Below are 17,057 nucleotides of genomic sequence, written 5' to 3'. Positions count from 1 at the left end.
CTCCATTATAAATGAAATGTCAAAATTTGCAAGAAAATAAATTGGGTGAAACCCATCCCAAGGAGGAAAAAAGATGAAAAAACGCATAGGAAGCCTGCTCATGGCCCTGGTCCTGGCTCTCAGCCTGGTCCCGGCCACGGTGTGGGCAGCGGACGGCACGACGGAAGTCGGCACCTTTGAGGAATTGCAAGCAGCAATTGCCAGCGATGCCGACACCATCGACATCGTCGTGACGAACGACATTGAGCTGACGCAGGAACTGACTATCTCCAGCTCAAAGAAGGACATCACCATACGAAGCCAGGAGGGCAGCACCTATAAGCTGCTTCGCTCCGCTTCCTTCCAGGCCAGCGCAGACGACTATAAAAGTGAGTATGCGTTCCGGCTGAAAGCTGGTAAGCTGACCTTCAAAAACATCATCCTGGACGGCAACAAGGACGCTGTAACGGCCAAAAACACATTCGTTTTTGTGTCCGGCTCCAATGACACGCAGCTGACCTTGGGTCAGGGCGCTATCATCCAGAACTGCGCTACCACCAGCTACGGTGCCGCCGTCTATGTGTCCACGGGTAAGGTGGTCATGGAAGAGGGCAGCGCCATCAAGGACTGCACCACCAGCTACCGGGGCGGCGCCATTGCCATGATCTATGAACCCTGGAGCAACTACTCTACCGGCGCCATCACCTTCACCATGAAGAGCGCCACCATCTCCGGCTGCTCCACCACCGGCTCTGCTAACTACGCGCAGGGCGGCGCCATCTTCACCAGCGGTCGAGTGACCATGGACATTCAGGACAGCATCATCGAGAACACCACCGCCAACGGTAACGGCGGCGCCATCTATGGCGCGTCCACCAATAACTCCGGCGATATTGTCCTGAACCTCAGCGGCACCACCATCACCGGCAACACCTCCCAGCAGCTGGGCGGCGGCGTGTACTTTGCCGGCACCACCTTCACCGTCAGCGGTGTCACCAACATCACCGGCAACACCGGCAAGGGCAGCTCCAACAATGTGTACCTGGCCGCCGGTAAGACCGTCAGCGGCTCCGGCCTGCAAGAGGGCAGCCAGGTCGGCATTTCCGGCGCGAACATCCCCTCCACCCTGGTCACCGGCTATGCCAACGACAGCGAAACCGGCTATTTCACCGCCGACCGCACCGAAACCAAGCTCAAGGCCACCACCGGCGGCGATCTTGAGCTGGTGGGCAAGGATGACCACACCCACTGCATCTGTGGCCGTACCGACTGCCAAGAGACCGGCACCGGCCATCAGAAGATCACCTGCAAGGGCGTCAGCAGCCTGGACCTGATCAAGGATAGCGGCAGCTACTACCTGCTGAACGATGTGACCCTCACCAAAACCTGGAAGCCCAATTTCGGGGTTACCCTGTGTCTCAACGGCCACGCCATCCATGCGGCGTGGAAAACGGCGGCCATCGAATTGAAAGACACCTATATCACCTTTAACCTCACCGACTGCGGCACCGACGGCAAGGTCACTGGCATCGTCGATAGCAACGGCAATGTCGACGGGGCCAGCGGCGTTATCATCGGCGCCAGAGCCACCTTCAACCTCTATAACGGCAGCATCTGCGACAATACCCTCTACTCCTATCAGACCGGGCTCAAGGCGGGTGCTGTGGAGGTCAACGGTATATTTAATATGTATGGCGGCTCCATCAAGAATAACCAGGGCACCGGCTGGATCGGCGCCGATAGCAACTATATCGGCGGCGTGCTGGTAAACTCCACCGGCAAATTTAACCTCTATGACGGCGAGCTCTCCGGCAACCGTTCTGCCCACGATGAACGGGCCAGCGGCACCTTTAACGGCGGTGCCGTTTATGTGAACGGCGGCAAATTCACCATGACCGGCGGCGTTATCAAGAACAACCGGGCCGGTGGGGGCAATGTCCAGGGTGACGGCGGCGCTGTGTATATCGGCGCTGGCGGCAAATTCACCATGACCGGCGGCGAAATTTCCGGCAACACTGCCTCCCGCAACGGCGGCGGCGTGGCCGTGGTCAAAGGCACCTTCGAAATGACCGGCGATGCCAAGATCAGCGGCAACAAAGCCCAGATGGACTATAGGCACTACGAGCACAAGGGCGGCGGCGTCTTTGTGGGCGCCAGCGGCACCTTCACCATGAGTGGAAACGCCGGTGTGGAGGGGAACCTCGTCCGCAACGGCTATAGCGACAGTGTTGCCCAGGGTGCAGGCGTCTATGTCAGTGAGGGCGGCACCTTCACCATGAGTGAAAAATCCTCCCTCAAGTCCAACACCATGACGAGCCAGTATCAGAGCGATGCGAAAAACCTCTACGGCGGCGGCGTGTTCGTAGGCGGCACCATGAGCCTCAATGGCGGCACCATCGAGGACAATACCGCCTTCTACGAGGGCGGCGGCCTCTATGTGGACACCAAGGGTACCGTGAACCTGGGCACCGGCACCATCATCGTCCGGAATAACACCTCCGAAAAAACCACCGGGCACAACCTCTATCTCCCCGGCGCGAAGAAGCTCATAGCTCCGGTGGCTCCGGCGGACGGCAGCAGCATCACCCTCTCCCTGCCCCTGGCGCGCATTCAGAAGGCAGAGGGTACCGCGGTAATCACCAACACCGGCAAGGATATTCGTGACGGCGACAGCCGCTTCGCCTTCGAGGCGGAAAAGATCACCCTGGTCCGTGACGGCGACGGCGAAGATGTGCTGGCCAGGATACCGGCCCACACCCACGATGGCATTACCTACACCCCCGTCTATTCGCTGGCCGAGATCCCCAGCAATGCCACCGGCAATTATTACCTGCTGCAGGATTCCAAGATGTCCAGTAGTGTGACCGTGGGCGCGAATAACACCGTAAATGTCTGCCTCAACGGCCACAAGAGCGAGCCCATCTACTTCAAAAACAGCGGCACTCTGAACATCACCGACTGCAAGCATGGCACCGCGACCCCCGGCTACATCACCGGCTATTCCTACAGCTCCGGCAGCAACAACATCGAAACTACCTCCGGCAGTACTCTCAACCTGACCAATGTGACCGTGAAGGAGAAAACCGGCAGCACCTTTATCTCGGCTACCGGCGCCACCGTCAACATCAGCGGCTGCGAATACTCTAATAACAAGAGCGGCTTCCTGGTGGCCTCCACCGGCAGCGAGGTCACGGTGACGGACAGCACCTTTAAGAATAACGCCATGGGTGCCCCCACCCTCTGGTTCACGGACAAGGGCGCAACCACGGGCAGCTTCACGGTGAAGAACTGCACCTTCACGGGCAATGCCAATAACACCCAAAATGCAAATTACGAAAACAGCCGGGGCTGCGCCATCAACAGCGGCTGCCCGGGCACTACCCTCATTGAAGACTGCACCGTCACCCAAAACCTCTCTCACGGCGACGGCGGCGGCATCTACCTCTACGGCAAGGGTACGGCCACCATCAAGAACACCACCGTTGAGGATAACAAATCCGAAAGGCGCGGCGGCGGCATCGCTGTGGACAGCACCAACGCCCCCGTTTTCACCGGCAAGGTCGTGGTGAAGAACAACAAGTCCCGGATTTCCTATAATGCCTACTATCAGGACACGACGACCGTTGTTGACTGCAATGTTATGATAGGCTCCGGCTGCGCCATCACCACGGACAGCGGCTTCAAGACCACCAGCTCCATCGGCCTCAGCGCCTGGGATATTCCCTCCCTGGTGGTTTCGGGCAACACCAGCGGAAAGGGCTTCCACGCAGACGACAGCAGCTTTGTCCTGCGGCCTACCACCGACAAGTCCGGCCCCCTGCTGACCTCGGGCAATACCGGCCTGGAGCTGTGGCACAACGGTAAGGGCCACACCCACTGTGTCTGCGGCACCGGGGAAAACACCGCCGACAGCACCCACACCCACGAAAAGCTCAACTGGATCGGCGTTACCGAGCTGAAGGACCTGCCTGCGGGCAACTACTACCTGCTGCGGTCTTACACTTATAATCAATGGACCCCCACCGGGGACTATAACATCTGTCTCAACGGCGGTTGGATCGGGGACAGCTCCCGCTCAGACGACGCTATCATTAATATCAAAAATAAGAATTCCGTTGCCATTACCGACTGCTCTGTGGATAATTCCGGCAGGATCAGCTGCATCTATAATTCTACCGGCTACTCCCGCGGCGTGAAAGTGAACTCCGGCTCCACCTTCACCCTGTGGAACGGCCAGCTCACCGACCTTTGGGCGCAATGGCCCAGCTACTCCAGCAGCACGCCTAACGGCGGCGGCGTGTGGGTCAATGGCGGCACCTTCATCATGAACGGCGGCTCTATCTCCGCCTGGACCGCCAGCGGCAACGGCGGTGCCGTATATGTCGGAAGCGGCAAATTCATCATGAACGACGGCTCCCTCAGCGGCAAGGCCCTCAACGGCAGCGGCGGCGCCGTGTATGTCTCTGGCGGCAGATTCGTCATGAACGGCGGCACCGTCACCGGCAAGGCCTCTGAAACCGAAAAAGATAATGGTTCCCGCGGGTGGGCCGGCCACGGCGGCGCTGTGTACAACGATGGCGCTACCGTCATCATCAACGGCGGCACCATCACCGGCAGCTCTGCGGCTGAGGGCGGCGGCATCTACGCGAAGAAGGCTACCCTCACCATTGGCAAAGCCAACATCACCGACAACACCGCGGCGAAAGGCGGCGGCGGGGTATGCGTGTGGGACAGCGCCCTCACCATTGACGGCGCCACCGTCACCGGCAATAACGGCGGGGAGAGCCTGGGCGGCGGTATTTATATTTCCGAAGCCAAGGGCAATGGAACCGCAAGTGACCCCTATATCCCCGCTGTCATCCAGAATGCCACCATTCAAAATAACACCGCTAAATGCGGCGGCGGCATCAGCACCTCCGGCCCCGTGAAGATCAGCGACACCACCATCACCGGCAATACGGCCACCAAGCTCGAAAAATGGGGCGGCGGCGGTGTGAATGCCCGTATCATTCCCAAAAGCAGCCACGGCAACGGCTGGGTCTTTGAGCTGTCCGGCAAGATGAATATTACCGGCAATAACGCCGAGGGAGTGGTCAACAACCTCTATTTCCCTGAAGTGACTGCTGGAACAATGCTCCCCGCTGTCACCGGCCTCACCGCAGGCTCCACCATCGGTGTCACCACCGAGATAAAGCCCCTGAAGGACGGCGGCACCATCGCACCCGTCTATATCACCGGCGATGCGACCAGCAAGGGCTATTTCACCAGCGATGAGGGCTATGAGGTGAAGCTGGATGCCGACAAGAATCAGCTTTACATCATCGCCGAGTCCAGCACCGTCACCGTCACCCCGGGCAAGAACATGACCGCCTCCGGCGACCTGAAGCAGACGGTTTTGAAGAAGCATCCCATTGCGAATGTGACCATCACCGCCGAAGAAGGCTGCTACTTCCCCGAGGACTACGCGGCCAATCTGTCCAAGGACGGCATCACCGTCACCCGTGACAGCCTCACCCAGATCACCGTCTCCGGCACCCCCACGGCGGAGGAAGTGACCCTGATCCTCCCCGCCGCCACCGCTAAGACCACCCCCGCCGCTCCCGGCGGCCTTCAGGGCGTGGCTCCCAGCACCTGGGAGGCCGTGGACGGCAAGATCAGCGGCACCAAGGCCACTATGGAGTGGGCCACCTCTCCCGACAGCGAGACCTGGACCCCCTGCGCCGAGGGCACTACCACCGTAGGCGGCCAGGGCACCTACTATGTCCGCGTCAAGGCAACGGATATTTCCTACACCTCCGATGCTGCCGCCGTGACCGTACCTAAGTATCTCAAGGCGATCAGCTTCCCCGCACCCAGCCTCAGCTACACCTATACCGGTAAAGAGCACACCCTGCCCATCGGCGACGAGGGCTACACCGTGGAGGGCATCACCAAGGCCACCAACGCGGGCTCCTACACCGTGACTGTGAAGCTGGAAGAGGATAGATACCAGTGGAGCGCCACCCCCGAGAGCAACACCCTCACCTGGATCATCTCCAAGAGAGCGGCCCAGGCGCAGGACTTCACCTTTGCTGCCCCCGAAAACCTGATTTGGGACGGCAATGCCAAGGCCGCCACCATTAGCCTGAAGGCTCCTCTGACCCTGGGCGGCTGCAAGACCTCTCTGGTGTATAAGCAGGGCGACAAGGTGGTAGAGAATCCCACCGATCCCGGCACCTACCAGGTGTATCTGGTCATCACCGGCGACGGTAACTTCGCTCCCACCGATGGCCTCACGGCAGCCACCTGGACCTTTACCATCCAGCACCCCACCGATCATGTTTGGGGCAGTTGGCAGCATGACGACACCCAGCACTGGCGCAACTGCACCGTGCCCGGCTGCTCCGCCGAGGAGCGTGGAAACCACATGACCGACACCCCCGCCACCTGCGTCACCAAGGCTGTGTGTACCACCTGCCATGCCCAGTATGGCGAGTTCAATGCCCACAACCACACCGAGGGCAAGGTCACTTCCACCGCTTACAAGGCTCCCACCTGCGGCGCTGCGGGCAACGAGGCTTATAACTACTGCGCCGACTGCCACAAGTATTTCAAGGACGGCGACAAGACTCTGTATGACGACGCCAGCGCCTTTGACATCGCGGCTCTGACCCATAAGAACGCTAAACAGACGAAGGCCGTGGCTCCCACCTGCGAAGTGGGCGGCAACGATGCCTATTGGTACTGCGCCGACTGCGGCAACTACTATGCCGACAAGGACGGCAAGCTGGATTCCACCGTCGCTTACAACAGTAATGCCAGCTTCCTGCTGAACGCTCTGGGCCACGACTTCTCCGGCCAGCCCTATAAGACCAGCACCACCGAGCACTGGCAGATCTGCAAGCACGACAGCTGCACCCAGGAGACAGCCCACCAGGCCCATTCCGCCAATGAAGCCACCTGCGTAGCCGAGTCCAAGTGCCAGGTTTGCGGCTACAAGCTGGCGGATAAGGACCCCAATAACCATCTTCTGGCCCAAAAGACGGAAGCCAAGGCACCCACCTGCACCCAGCCCGGCAACGATGCCTACTGGCACTGCGCCGACTGCGGCAAGTATTTTGCCGACAAGAACGGCGACATGGATACCTCTAAGGCTTACGACACCAACGATCGCTTCCTGAAGTCCGCCCTGGGCCACGACTTCACCGAGAAAGTGACAGATGCCGCTCACCTGAAGAGTGGTGCCACCTGCACCGAGGCCGCCGTGTACTACTACGACTGCTCCCGCTGCGATACCCACAGCACCGCGGATACCTATTCCTATGGTGATCCCCTGGGCCACGACTTCACCGAGAAAGTGACAGATGCCGCCCACCTGAAGAGTGCCGCTACCTGCACCGAGTCTGCCGTGTACTACTACGACTGCTCCCGCTGCGATACCCACAGCACCGCGGATACCTATTCCTATGGTGATCCCCTGGGCCACAACTTCACCGAGAAAGTGACAGATGCCGCCCACCTGAAGAGTGCCGCCACCTGCACCGAGTCTGCCGTGTACTACTACGACTGCTCCCGCTGCAATGAGCACAGTACCGCGGATACCTATTCCTATGGTGATCCCCTGGGCCACAACTTCACCGAGAAGCTGGTGGATGATGCGCACCTGAAGAGCGGTGCCACCTGCACCGAGGCCGCCGTGTACTATTACGACTGCTCCCGCTGTGATACCCACAGCACGGACAAGACCTTCACCGACGGCAACCCCCTGGGCCACAGCTATACCAAGGAAGACACCGGTGCCGAGCACCTGAAGACCCCCGCCACCTGCACCGAGGACGCTGTGTACTATAAGAGCTGCGAGCGCTGCGGCAAGAACGGCACCGAGACCTTCATCGCTGCGGATACCGCTCTGGGCCACAGCTACACCCGGGAGGACACCGGCGCCGCCCACCTGAAGAGCGCCGCCACCTGCACCGAGGACGCTGTGTACTATAAGAGCTGTGAGCGCTGCGCCGAAAACGGCAGCGAGACCTTCACCGCCGCAGGCACCGCCCTGGGCCACGACTTTGCAGGCCAGCCCTATCTGCACGATGAAACCGGCCACTGGCAGACCTGCAAGCGCGATGACTGCGATGTGACCTCCACCGTTGAGAAGCACATCTCCGACGAGGGCAAGATCACCAAGGAACCCACCGCTGCTGTGGAGGGTGAAAAGACCTTCACCTGCACCGTCTGTGGCTTGGTGCTGCGCACCGAGCCTGTGGCGAAGCTGGCTCCCACCATCGTGGAGGGCGCCAACGGCAAGCACCAGTCCGGCGGCAATACCGATCTGACCTTCCGATCCGATGCCTCCTTCGAGGACTTCCTCTCCGTCAGCGTGGACGGCAAAGTGCTGGATGCTACCCAGTACACCCTCCGGGAGGGAAGTATTCTGGTGACGCTGAAGGCCGATTACCTGAGCACCCTGTCCGTGGGGCAGCACACCCTGGGTGTGACCTCCGCCTCCGGCACAGCTGAGACTGTGTTCACCGTTACCGCTGCACCCGCCGTGGTGCCCACCGGTGACACCGCCAGCCTGACCCTGTGGGTTTCCCTGGCAGCCCTGTGCGGCCTGGGCGCCCTGGTGGCAGTCCGCCGCAAAAAGCGCGAGAACGGCTGATAATGCCGCCCGCAAGGGCCGATAACCCATAGCAAAACCGCCCTGTCCCCGAAATAAGGGACAGGGCGGTTCTTTATAAGTTTTGAGGGAAAAGCGCTTTGGCTCAGCCAAACAGGTAGCTGTATTTGTCACGAATGGTGACGATCAGCTTCTCCAGGTCGGCGGGCAGGTCATTGTCGCGGCTCAAATCGTAGTCCTTGGGCTCACCGAAGGTGCGCACACGAACCATATCGCCGCCCAGGAACAGCACACCGGCGTTCTTGGAGTCCACCATGTCCTCCGCGGTCTGGAACAGGGTGAACTTGTCGTGGCAGGGCTCGGAGGCATAGGGGCAGAACTGGGTGCAGTTGCCGCACTCGTTGCACATCTTGTCCACATGGACGATCTGGTGGCTGCCGTCGGCCATGGCAATGGCCACATTAGCCCGGTTGGGGCAGGAGTCCACGCAGTTTTCGCAGACGGTGCTGCACTGCAGGCAGCGCTTGCCCTCGCAGCAGGCGTCCTTGCTCATGAGCAGGGTGCCCTTCTTAGCGATGGCGTCGGCCTTGGTGATATAGGCCGCAGCGGGGATCTCATAGGTGTGAGCCGCGCCGATAACTTCCTCTGCGAACCGGGCGGCGTCGGCAATGCCCTCCACCACGGTGGCGGGACCCCGGGTGGCGTCGCCGGCGGCGTACACGCCCTCCACATTGGTCTTGAAGGCGGGACGGCCCTTCTTGTCCAGCTCGATGCCGTTGGCGCTCATGAGAGCGTCGTCCACCTGCTCACCCACGGCGGAGATGACCAGGTCGCAGGGCACGGTGAAGAACTCGCCGGTGCCCACGGGGCTGCGGCGGCCGGAGGCGTCGGCCTCGCCCAGCTTCATCTGCTCACACTTGAGCACGCCGTCCGCCTGGGCCACGGGGGCGGCCAGCTCGGCAAAGGCCACGCCGTCCTGAAGGGCCAGAGCCAGCTCATGCTCGTCGGCGGGCATATACTTCTTGGTGCGGCGATACACCAGGGTCACATTCTTAGCGCCGCTGCGCTTGGCAAGACGGGCTGCGTCCATGGCGGTGTTGCCGCCGCCTACCACCACCACATTGCCGCCTACGGCGATGTTTCCGGCCTTCACGCCCTTCATCCACTGGATGGCACCGGCCACATCGCCGGGGATGTCCAGCTTGCCGGGCTTCCAGGCGCCTACGGCGAAGAGAATGTGGGTGTAGCCCAGTTTCTTCAGCTCCTCCACAGAGGGAGCGGGGGCGCCGCACTTGACCTCCACATCGTACTTCTGCATCAGGGCAATGTCCTTCTCGATGGTCTCGTTGGCAATGCGGAAGGAGGGGATCACATGCCGGGGCACGCCGCCGAGGCACCGCTCGCGCTCAAAGATGGTGGTCTCGATACCGGCCCGGCCCAGGAAATAGGCCGCGGCGATGCCGGTGGGGCCGCCGCCGATGATGGCGGCCTTCTTGCCGGAAACCTTAGCGGGCTTCCGGATGGAGGCCATGAGGGCCTCATAGCCGTGGTAGGCCGCCACCAGCTTGGTGTCGCGGATCTGCACGGACTCCTCGTAGAAGTTGCGGGTACACTTGTTCTGGCAGCGGTGCGCGCAGATGGTGCCCGTGAGGAAGGGCAGGGGATTCTTCTCGGTGATAAGCTTCAGGGCCGGGCCGTACAGCTCCTTGCGGCACAGCTCCACATACTCGGGAATGTCCTGCTCGATGGGGCAGCCGCCCTTACAGGGGGCAGTGAAGCAGTCGATCCAGGGCACATTCTTCTCGCTCTTGCGCTTGGGCAGGGGCTTGATGGGCTTGACATGGTGATAGTCCGTGTGAGAAGCGGCGGACAGGGCGCAGATGGCCTCGGTGCAGGTGCCGTCAAAGGCCTTGTAGGGCATGGACTCCACCTTTTCCACCATCTGCAGCAGGCGGTTGTATCCGCCGGGCTTGAGGATGGTGGTGGCTACGGTGATGGGCCAGATACCGGCGGCAAAGAGCTTGTCGCAGTTGAAGTATTCCGCGCCGCCTGCGAAGGAAATGCGCATCTTACCCTTGAACTGGCGGGAGATCCGGTGGCACATCTCAATGGTCAGGGGGAAGAGGGACCGGCCGGACATATACATTTCGTCGTTGGGCAGCTCACCCCGGGTGGTGTCCACGGGGAAGGTGTTGGAGAGCTTCAGTCCGAATTCCAGGCCGCACTTGTCGGCCAGATCCTGCAGGCGCTCAAACATAGGCACGGCGTCCGCCCACTGGAGGTCCTCCCGGAAGTGGTGGTCGTCAAACACGATATAGTCATAGCCCATGCCGTCCAGAATGGTCCGGGCGGTCTCATAGCCCAGGATGGTGGGGTTGCACTTCACGAAGGTGTGCAGGTGCTTTTCGGAAATGAGGTAGGAGGCAATGCGCTCGATCTCATCCGGGGGGCAGCCGTGGAGGGTGGACACGGTGACGCTGCGGGAAACGCAGGGGGAGATGGCGTCAATGTAGTCGCTCTCCTGGGGGAACAGCTCCTTGAGCACTGCCTTGCACTCACCGAAAATGGCGGTCTTGGTGGCGTCCATCATGCCGTTGAGGTAGGTGTCCACCTTCTCGCCCTTGATGCCCTCCAGGTCATAGCCCACGGACATATTGAATACGAACCCGTTGGGGTCGCCCAGGCCGTAGACCTTGGAAAGGACCTTCAGCGTGCACCAGGCCTTGATGTATTCGTCCATGGCCTGGGGCACGGTCAGCTCCGTGGACCACTCCTGGTTGTAGCCCTCGTCGTTTGCCAGGATGCAGGGTCTGGGCACACAGGCGGCCAGGTCGGCGCCGTCCATCTTCTGCACGGTCTTGACCTCAAAGAAGCGGGCCCCGGCGAAGTAGGCGGCGATGATGTTCTGCGCCAGCTGGCTGTTGGGACCGGCGGCGGGCCCGAAGGGGGTCTCGATGCGCTCACCGAAAATGGGCAGGCTCTTGCCGCTGGCCTTGTAGGCCTTGTGTACGCCGAAGATCTCACCGCTCATGGCGTACTCGGTGACCACCCAGTTCATAAGAGACTTAAAAGGAATGGGATACATTTTTTCAGACATAGGGCTTCCTCCTATACTTATTCAAAATAATACTCGTCCTCCGTCCACCGGACGGGGTTTTCATCCATATATTGCCAAATGCGGAGATAATCCGCCTCACACCGAACGATATGGTCGTAGTAGCCTCGCTGCCAGAGTTTTTGCCCGGCAGCTTTCGTTGAAAGGGTTTTGAAAGAACGCACCAAGCATCCCAATGTTTGCGTAGGGGCCGATGCCCACATCGGCCCGCCCTCCGTGGCAATGGATACGATGAAATGCACATGATTCGGCATAACAACATATGTGTCTATGCCGGGGATGCGTTTGAGGTACATCTCTGCGACAGAGCCTATATTTGAAAGTTCCACATGCGGGGCGATGTGGGCATCGCCCCCTACGACAGTACCAAGACTGTACCGCTTATCTTTTGTACATATGGTCACAAAATACCAACCACAGGCGTAATCGTGGTTAGGCAATCGCGGGCTCTTGCGCTTCGGCAACATCAATACACCCGGTGATTCAGATCTCCCCAAAGCTTCTTGGCGGCCTCCAGGATGTGAGCATTCTCGGCCTCCTCATCGATACCCACCAGCACGCGATCCTGCATAAGGACCTTGCCGTTTGCGATGGTGGTCTGGCACTGGCGGCCGGTCATGCCGAAGATCATGTGGCCGTCGATGTTCTCATCGGAGAAGGGGGTGAAGGGCTTGTAATCCATCACGATGATGTCGGCGGCGGCGCCGGCCTTCAGCACGCCCAGGGTGGCGGGGAAGTACTTCTCGCCGATCTTGGCGTTGTTCTTGAACAGCATATCCGTGACCTCGCACCAGCCCACATTGGGCAGGCAGTTCTGGCTGCGCTGGGAGCACAGGGCCACCTTCAGGGACTCCAGCATGTCGTTGGTATAGGCGTCGGTGCCCATGCCCAGGAGAATGCCCCGCTTGTGCAGCTGGAGTACCGGGCAGATGCCGATGGCGTTGCCCATATTGCTCTCGGGATTGTTCACCACCATGGTGCCGGTCTCCTTGATGATCTCCATTTCGGCGGTGTTCACATGGATGCAGTGGCCCAGGATGGTCTTTTCCCCCAGAATGCCATGGTCTTGCAGGCGCTGCACGGGGCGGCGGCCATAGTTCTGCAGGGAGTCATACACATCGTTCATGCCCTCGGACACATGGATGTGGTAGCCGGTGCGGCCATTGTTGGCCTCCACCATGCGGTCAAAGGTCTTGTCGGAGATGGTGAACAGGGCGTGCCCGCCGAACATGGCGGCCAGCATGGGGTCCTTGTTCTTCTCGCACTCGCTGATGAAGTCGGCATTCTCCTGAATGGCCTGGAGGCACTTCTCCTCGCCGTCCCGGTCGGAGACCTCATAGCACAGGCAGGAGCGCAGGCCCAGACGCTTGCTCTCTTCGGCAATGGTGTGCAGGGTGCCGGGGATCTCGCCGTAAGAAGCGTGGTGGTCAAAGATGGTGGTGACGCCCTGCTTGATGGAGTCCATGTAGAGGGCGGTGGCGCTGGCGCGGGTACCGTCCATCATCAGGTGGCGGTCGATGGCCCACCAGGTTCCGTCCAGCACCTCGTAGAAATTGGTGGGGTTGTTGCCCACAATGGACAGGCCCCTGGCCAAAGCGGAGTAGATGTGGGTGTGGGCGTTGATGAGGGCGGGCATGATGACGCCGCCCTTGGCGTCGATGATCTCCGCATCCGCGTACTTGGCCCGCAGGGCACTTTCCTCGCCTACCTCTACGATTTGGCTGCCCTCGTAGGCCACAGCGCCGTGCTCATAGTACCCCTTGCCGTCGGGGTCACGGGTGATGAGTCTGCCGTTGGTGACTAAATACATTCTTTTTTCCTCCTTGCTGTTTTCTCGCTGTTACGGATTTGAGTCAAGACCTTTCTCCCTATATTCGACACTGCCGCCTATAACGAAAAATGTTCCAAACCCTCCTGAGAGGATCTGAAACACTCAAGCACAGCGCCGAGTGATAGTTGCAGCCCGTGCGCAAAGCACTTCCTTACAGCTACCAATCTTGATTGTATCCCTATTTTACACGAAAACGCCCCAAAACGCAACAGGAAATTCTGCGAATTTATCTATAAATACCAAAAAAATCCGCAGCCATCCCTATGATTCCCGCCGGATGCCCCGCACACCGCCCGGACGAGCAGAGTCACCCGCCCCTACAACCAACTCCGTAGGGGCCGATGATCCTGTTGCGGTGCCCAAAATTTCTGCGCTGCCTTACGGCGGGCGCTGGAAATTTTGACCGCGGCCACTCGCTCACCTCGCTTCCTCTGCCACTGGCAGCGCTCAGTTCGCTCCCCACATCGGCCCGCCCCACCGCCCCCCTTGTAAAACCACCCTGTCATTGCGAAGCCAGTGCGCACACTGGCTGTGGCAATCCGTAACCCCCGTCCCCAAGGCCCCCTTGCCTAAAGGGGGCTGTCACGGCAAAGCCGTGACTGGGGGATTCCGCTCTCTCCTGCACCCCTTGTAACGCTTTCGTAGGGGCCGATGCCCACATCGGCCCGCACACAGGCACTTCTTGCAACCCTCCGTAGGGGCGGACGTCCCTGTCCGCCCGCCCGGGGATTTCCCCTGCGCACAGACCGGGAGTGTGTCCGTTGTCGGACCCTCGACACCTGCAAAAAAGGGCGGGGAACCCCCCGCCCTTACGCATCGTATTATTTACTTTGTTCCGAAAATCCGGTCCCCTGCATCGCCCAGGCCGGGAACGATGTAGCCGTTCTCATTCAGGTGGTCATCCAGAGCGGCGCAGTAGATCTCCACATCCGGGTGCCGGTCGTAGATGAACTGCACACCCTCGGGAGCCGCCACCAGGATCATCAGCTTGATGTTTTTGCAGCCCAGCTCCTTCATCTTGGTGATGGCCATGTCGGCGCTGCCGCCGGTAGCCAACATGGGGTCTACAATGAGCACCTCCCGGTCTGCGATGTCCTTGGGATACTTCAGGAAGTAGAAGTGGGGCTCCAGGGTCTCCTCATCCCGGTACATACCGATATGGGCCACCCGGGCAGAGGGGATCAGGGCCAGGATGCCGTCTTCAAAGCCCAGGCCCGCCCGCAGAATGGGCACAATAGCCATCTTCTTGCCCGCCAGCACCGGGGCCTCGTAGGTACACAGGGGGGTCTCGATGGTCCTGGTGGTCATGGGCAGGTTCCGGGTTGCCTCATAGGTCAGCAGCATGGCGACCTCCCCCACCAGGGTACGGAAGTCCTTTACGCTGGTGTTCTTGTCGCGCATTACCGACAGCTTGTGCTGCACCAGGGGGTGGTCCACAATGTGCAAGGTGGGAAATTTTGTGCTCATAGAAGTGTCCTCCGTATATAAAAAAATTTATAACAAAATGATGAAAGGGGAGGGAAGCGAGGATAGAACCGTCCGTAGGGTGGGCTGGTCCTGTTGCGGTGCCCAAAATTTTTGCGCTGCCTTACGGCTGTCGCTTAAAATTTTGACCGCGGCCACTCGCTCACTTCGCTTCCTCTGCCACCGGCAGCGCTCAGTTCGCTCCCCTCAGCCTGCCGCCTTGCGCGGTAAGTTTATACCCTTTCCGTAGGGGCGACCCTTGCGGTCGCCCGCCTTACCGCATCCCTTGTAACCCTCCGTAGGGGCCGATGCCTACATCGGCCCGAACCGGACTTACACCGCATTTCTTGTAAATGTGTCATTGCGAGACCAGTTCGTAAACTGGTCGTGGCAATCCGTTCTCCTTGGCCCCTTGCCTAAAGGGCAGCGAAGCCCGCTGGGGGATTCCTCCCCGCGCCGATGTAAACGAAACCCGTCCGATCCGTTACTCCACCGTAATTTTCAGCCCCTTGGCAAGCCTCTCCCGCTCCGCCTGCGAAAGCCGCAGATAGGTGGGCACCAGGTCCCGCCCGCTGACGGTCTCTCCCCGCCGGGCCATGTCCTCCGCCGCCAGGGCAACCCCCACGGCGGACTGATACAGCCCATTCTCCGGCGCCAGTCGGCAGGCGATACCGTGGCTGTTCAGGTAATCGCAGCACAGCCGCCCGCCATCCCCCAGGGCCAGCTTGGGGCCTTCGTCCTTCCGCAGCTCCTCCGCCAGCTCCTCCAGGCCGATGGCCCGGTCCGGACATAGCCGGGTCAGCTGCCCGTTTTCGCAGCGGAACAGGGCGTTATACACCTGACTGCGCCGGGCGTCCATGGCGCAGACCACCGTGCCTGTAAACAGCCGCCCGTTCTGGGCCATAGCCTCCAGGGTGGACACACCGCAGCAGGGCTTGTCCTCCGCCCAGGCAAGGCCCTTCAGGGCCGAAACGCCGATGCGCAGCCCTGTGAAGCTGCCCGGCCCCGCCGCCACGGCCAGAAGATCCATATCCTTTAGGGTCAGCCCTGCGTTTTGCAGCATTCCGTCCAGCAGCGGCATCAGGGTCACGCTGTGTGTCAGGCCGATATTTTGGTAAGAGGAGGCCAGCACCTTTCCGTCCTCCGTCACGGCCACGGATACGCTCTTGGCCGAGGTCTCCAAAGCCAGAGTTTTCACAGTGCTTCGCCTCCCGTAATGGTGATTTTCCGGGCGTTTTCGCCCTCCGGAGCGCGCTGGATGGTCACATACACCGTGCCATCGGGCATGGCGTCCGCCACATTCTCGCTCCACTCCACGGCGCACACGCCGCCCCGATCCAGATAATCCTCCCAGCCGATGTCAAAGAGGGCGTCGGAGCTGTCCAGCCGGTACATATCGAAATGAAACAGGGGAATATTCCCCCTGTATTCGTTGACAATGGTAAAGGTAGGGCTTGTGACCCGGCCTGTGCAGCCCAGGCCCTGAGCCAGTCCCCGGGTAAAAGCGGTCTTGCCCATGCCCAGACCGCCCCGAAAGGCCACCACGCTGCCCGGACGCAGCTTCGCGCCCAGCTCCCGGCCCAAAGCCTCCGTCTGCGCCGCGCTCTCCGTCCGATAGACCATGCTCTCACCCGCTTTTCTCTAAAATCAATCTATTATAGCACGGCAAAAAACAAAAGAAAAGAGTGAAGGAGGCGTTTACAGAAAAAACTTCTTGTGGTAAACTATATACTGTCGCGGTGTTTCCTGCGTACAAAACCGCACCCGGCGGCCAGAGTCCTCCGCCCCTACAAAATCCTATCGGTAAACGGTGCGTAGGGGCCGATGCCTACATCGGCCCGCCTCACTGCACTCTTTGTAATGTGTCATTGCGAAGCCGGTGCGCACACCGGTCGTGGCAATCCGCATCCCCCGTCCCCAAGGCCCCCTTGCCTAAAGGGGGCTGGCACGGCAAAGCCGTGACTGGGGGATTCTTTTCCCGCACCCCTTGTAAAAAACCCTGTCATTGCGAAGCCGGTGCATGCGCCGCCAGTGGCAATCCGTACCCCTACAAAAACTCCCCGCTTTCATCT

Annotated in this window: 7 protein-coding genes; 1 reads left to right on the top strand and 6 read right to left on the bottom strand. The window is 60.3% G+C overall.

Annotation, left to right across the window (positions count from 1 at the left end; all coding sequences use genetic code 11):
- Positions 1–73 precede the first annotated feature (73 nt).
- Positions 74–8,617 carry a right-handed parallel beta-helix repeat-containing protein gene (locus KI236_RS05895; RefSeq protein WP_212820149.1) on the top strand — a complete coding sequence of 2,848 codons (8,544 nt, stop codon included), beginning with the start codon at positions 74–76 and terminating at the stop codon, positions 8,615–8,617.
- 103 nt (positions 8,618–8,720) lie between these two features.
- Here the strand turns inward: KI236_RS05895 and ygfK are convergent, their stop codons facing one another.
- The 6 genes from ygfK to tsaE form a co-directional block, all read right to left on the bottom strand.
- Positions 8,721–11,672, bottom strand: a complete 2,952-nt coding sequence (ygfK, locus tag KI236_RS05890) for a putative selenate reductase subunit YgfK (protein WP_212820148.1) — start codon at positions 11,670–11,672, stop codon at positions 8,721–8,723.
- Between the two features lie 17 nt (positions 11,673–11,689).
- Positions 11,690–12,130: a transposase gene (locus KI236_RS05885; protein ID WP_212820146.1), complete on the bottom strand. Its 441-nt coding sequence runs from the start codon at positions 12,128–12,130 to the stop codon at positions 11,690–11,692.
- A gap of 26 nt (positions 12,131–12,156) precedes the next feature.
- A complete protein-coding gene (gene ssnA / locus KI236_RS05880; RefSeq protein WP_212820145.1) occupies positions 12,157–13,500 on the bottom strand; it encodes a putative aminohydrolase SsnA in 1,344 nt (447 codons plus the stop codon).
- 846 nt (positions 13,501–14,346) lie between these two features.
- Positions 14,347–14,988, bottom strand: coding sequence for a uracil phosphoribosyltransferase (gene upp / locus KI236_RS05875; RefSeq protein ID WP_212820143.1), 642 nt, complete (start codon positions 14,986–14,988; stop codon positions 14,347–14,349).
- A gap of 481 nt (positions 14,989–15,469) precedes the next feature.
- Positions 15,470–16,183 (bottom strand): tRNA (adenosine(37)-N6)-threonylcarbamoyltransferase complex dimerization subunit type 1 TsaB, encoded by a 714-nt coding sequence (gene tsaB / locus KI236_RS05870; RefSeq protein WP_212820142.1) that lies wholly within the window; start codon positions 16,181–16,183, stop codon positions 15,470–15,472.
- Entirely contained in the window at positions 16,180–16,608 is a 429-nt protein-coding gene (gene tsaE / locus KI236_RS05865) for a tRNA (adenosine(37)-N6)-threonylcarbamoyltransferase complex ATPase subunit type 1 TsaE (protein ID WP_212820140.1), read from the bottom strand. The genes tsaB and tsaE overlap by 4 nt, the downstream gene beginning before the upstream one ends.
- Positions 16,609–17,057: the final 449 nt, after the last annotated feature.

Origin of the sequence: Vescimonas fastidiosa (assembly GCF_018326305.1) — a bacterium.
GTDB lineage: Bacteria > Bacillota > Clostridia > Oscillospirales > Oscillospiraceae > Vescimonas > Vescimonas fastidiosa.
The sequence above is the reverse complement of the archived record's forward strand: the minus strand, read 5'-3'. Positions and strand labels throughout refer to the sequence as shown.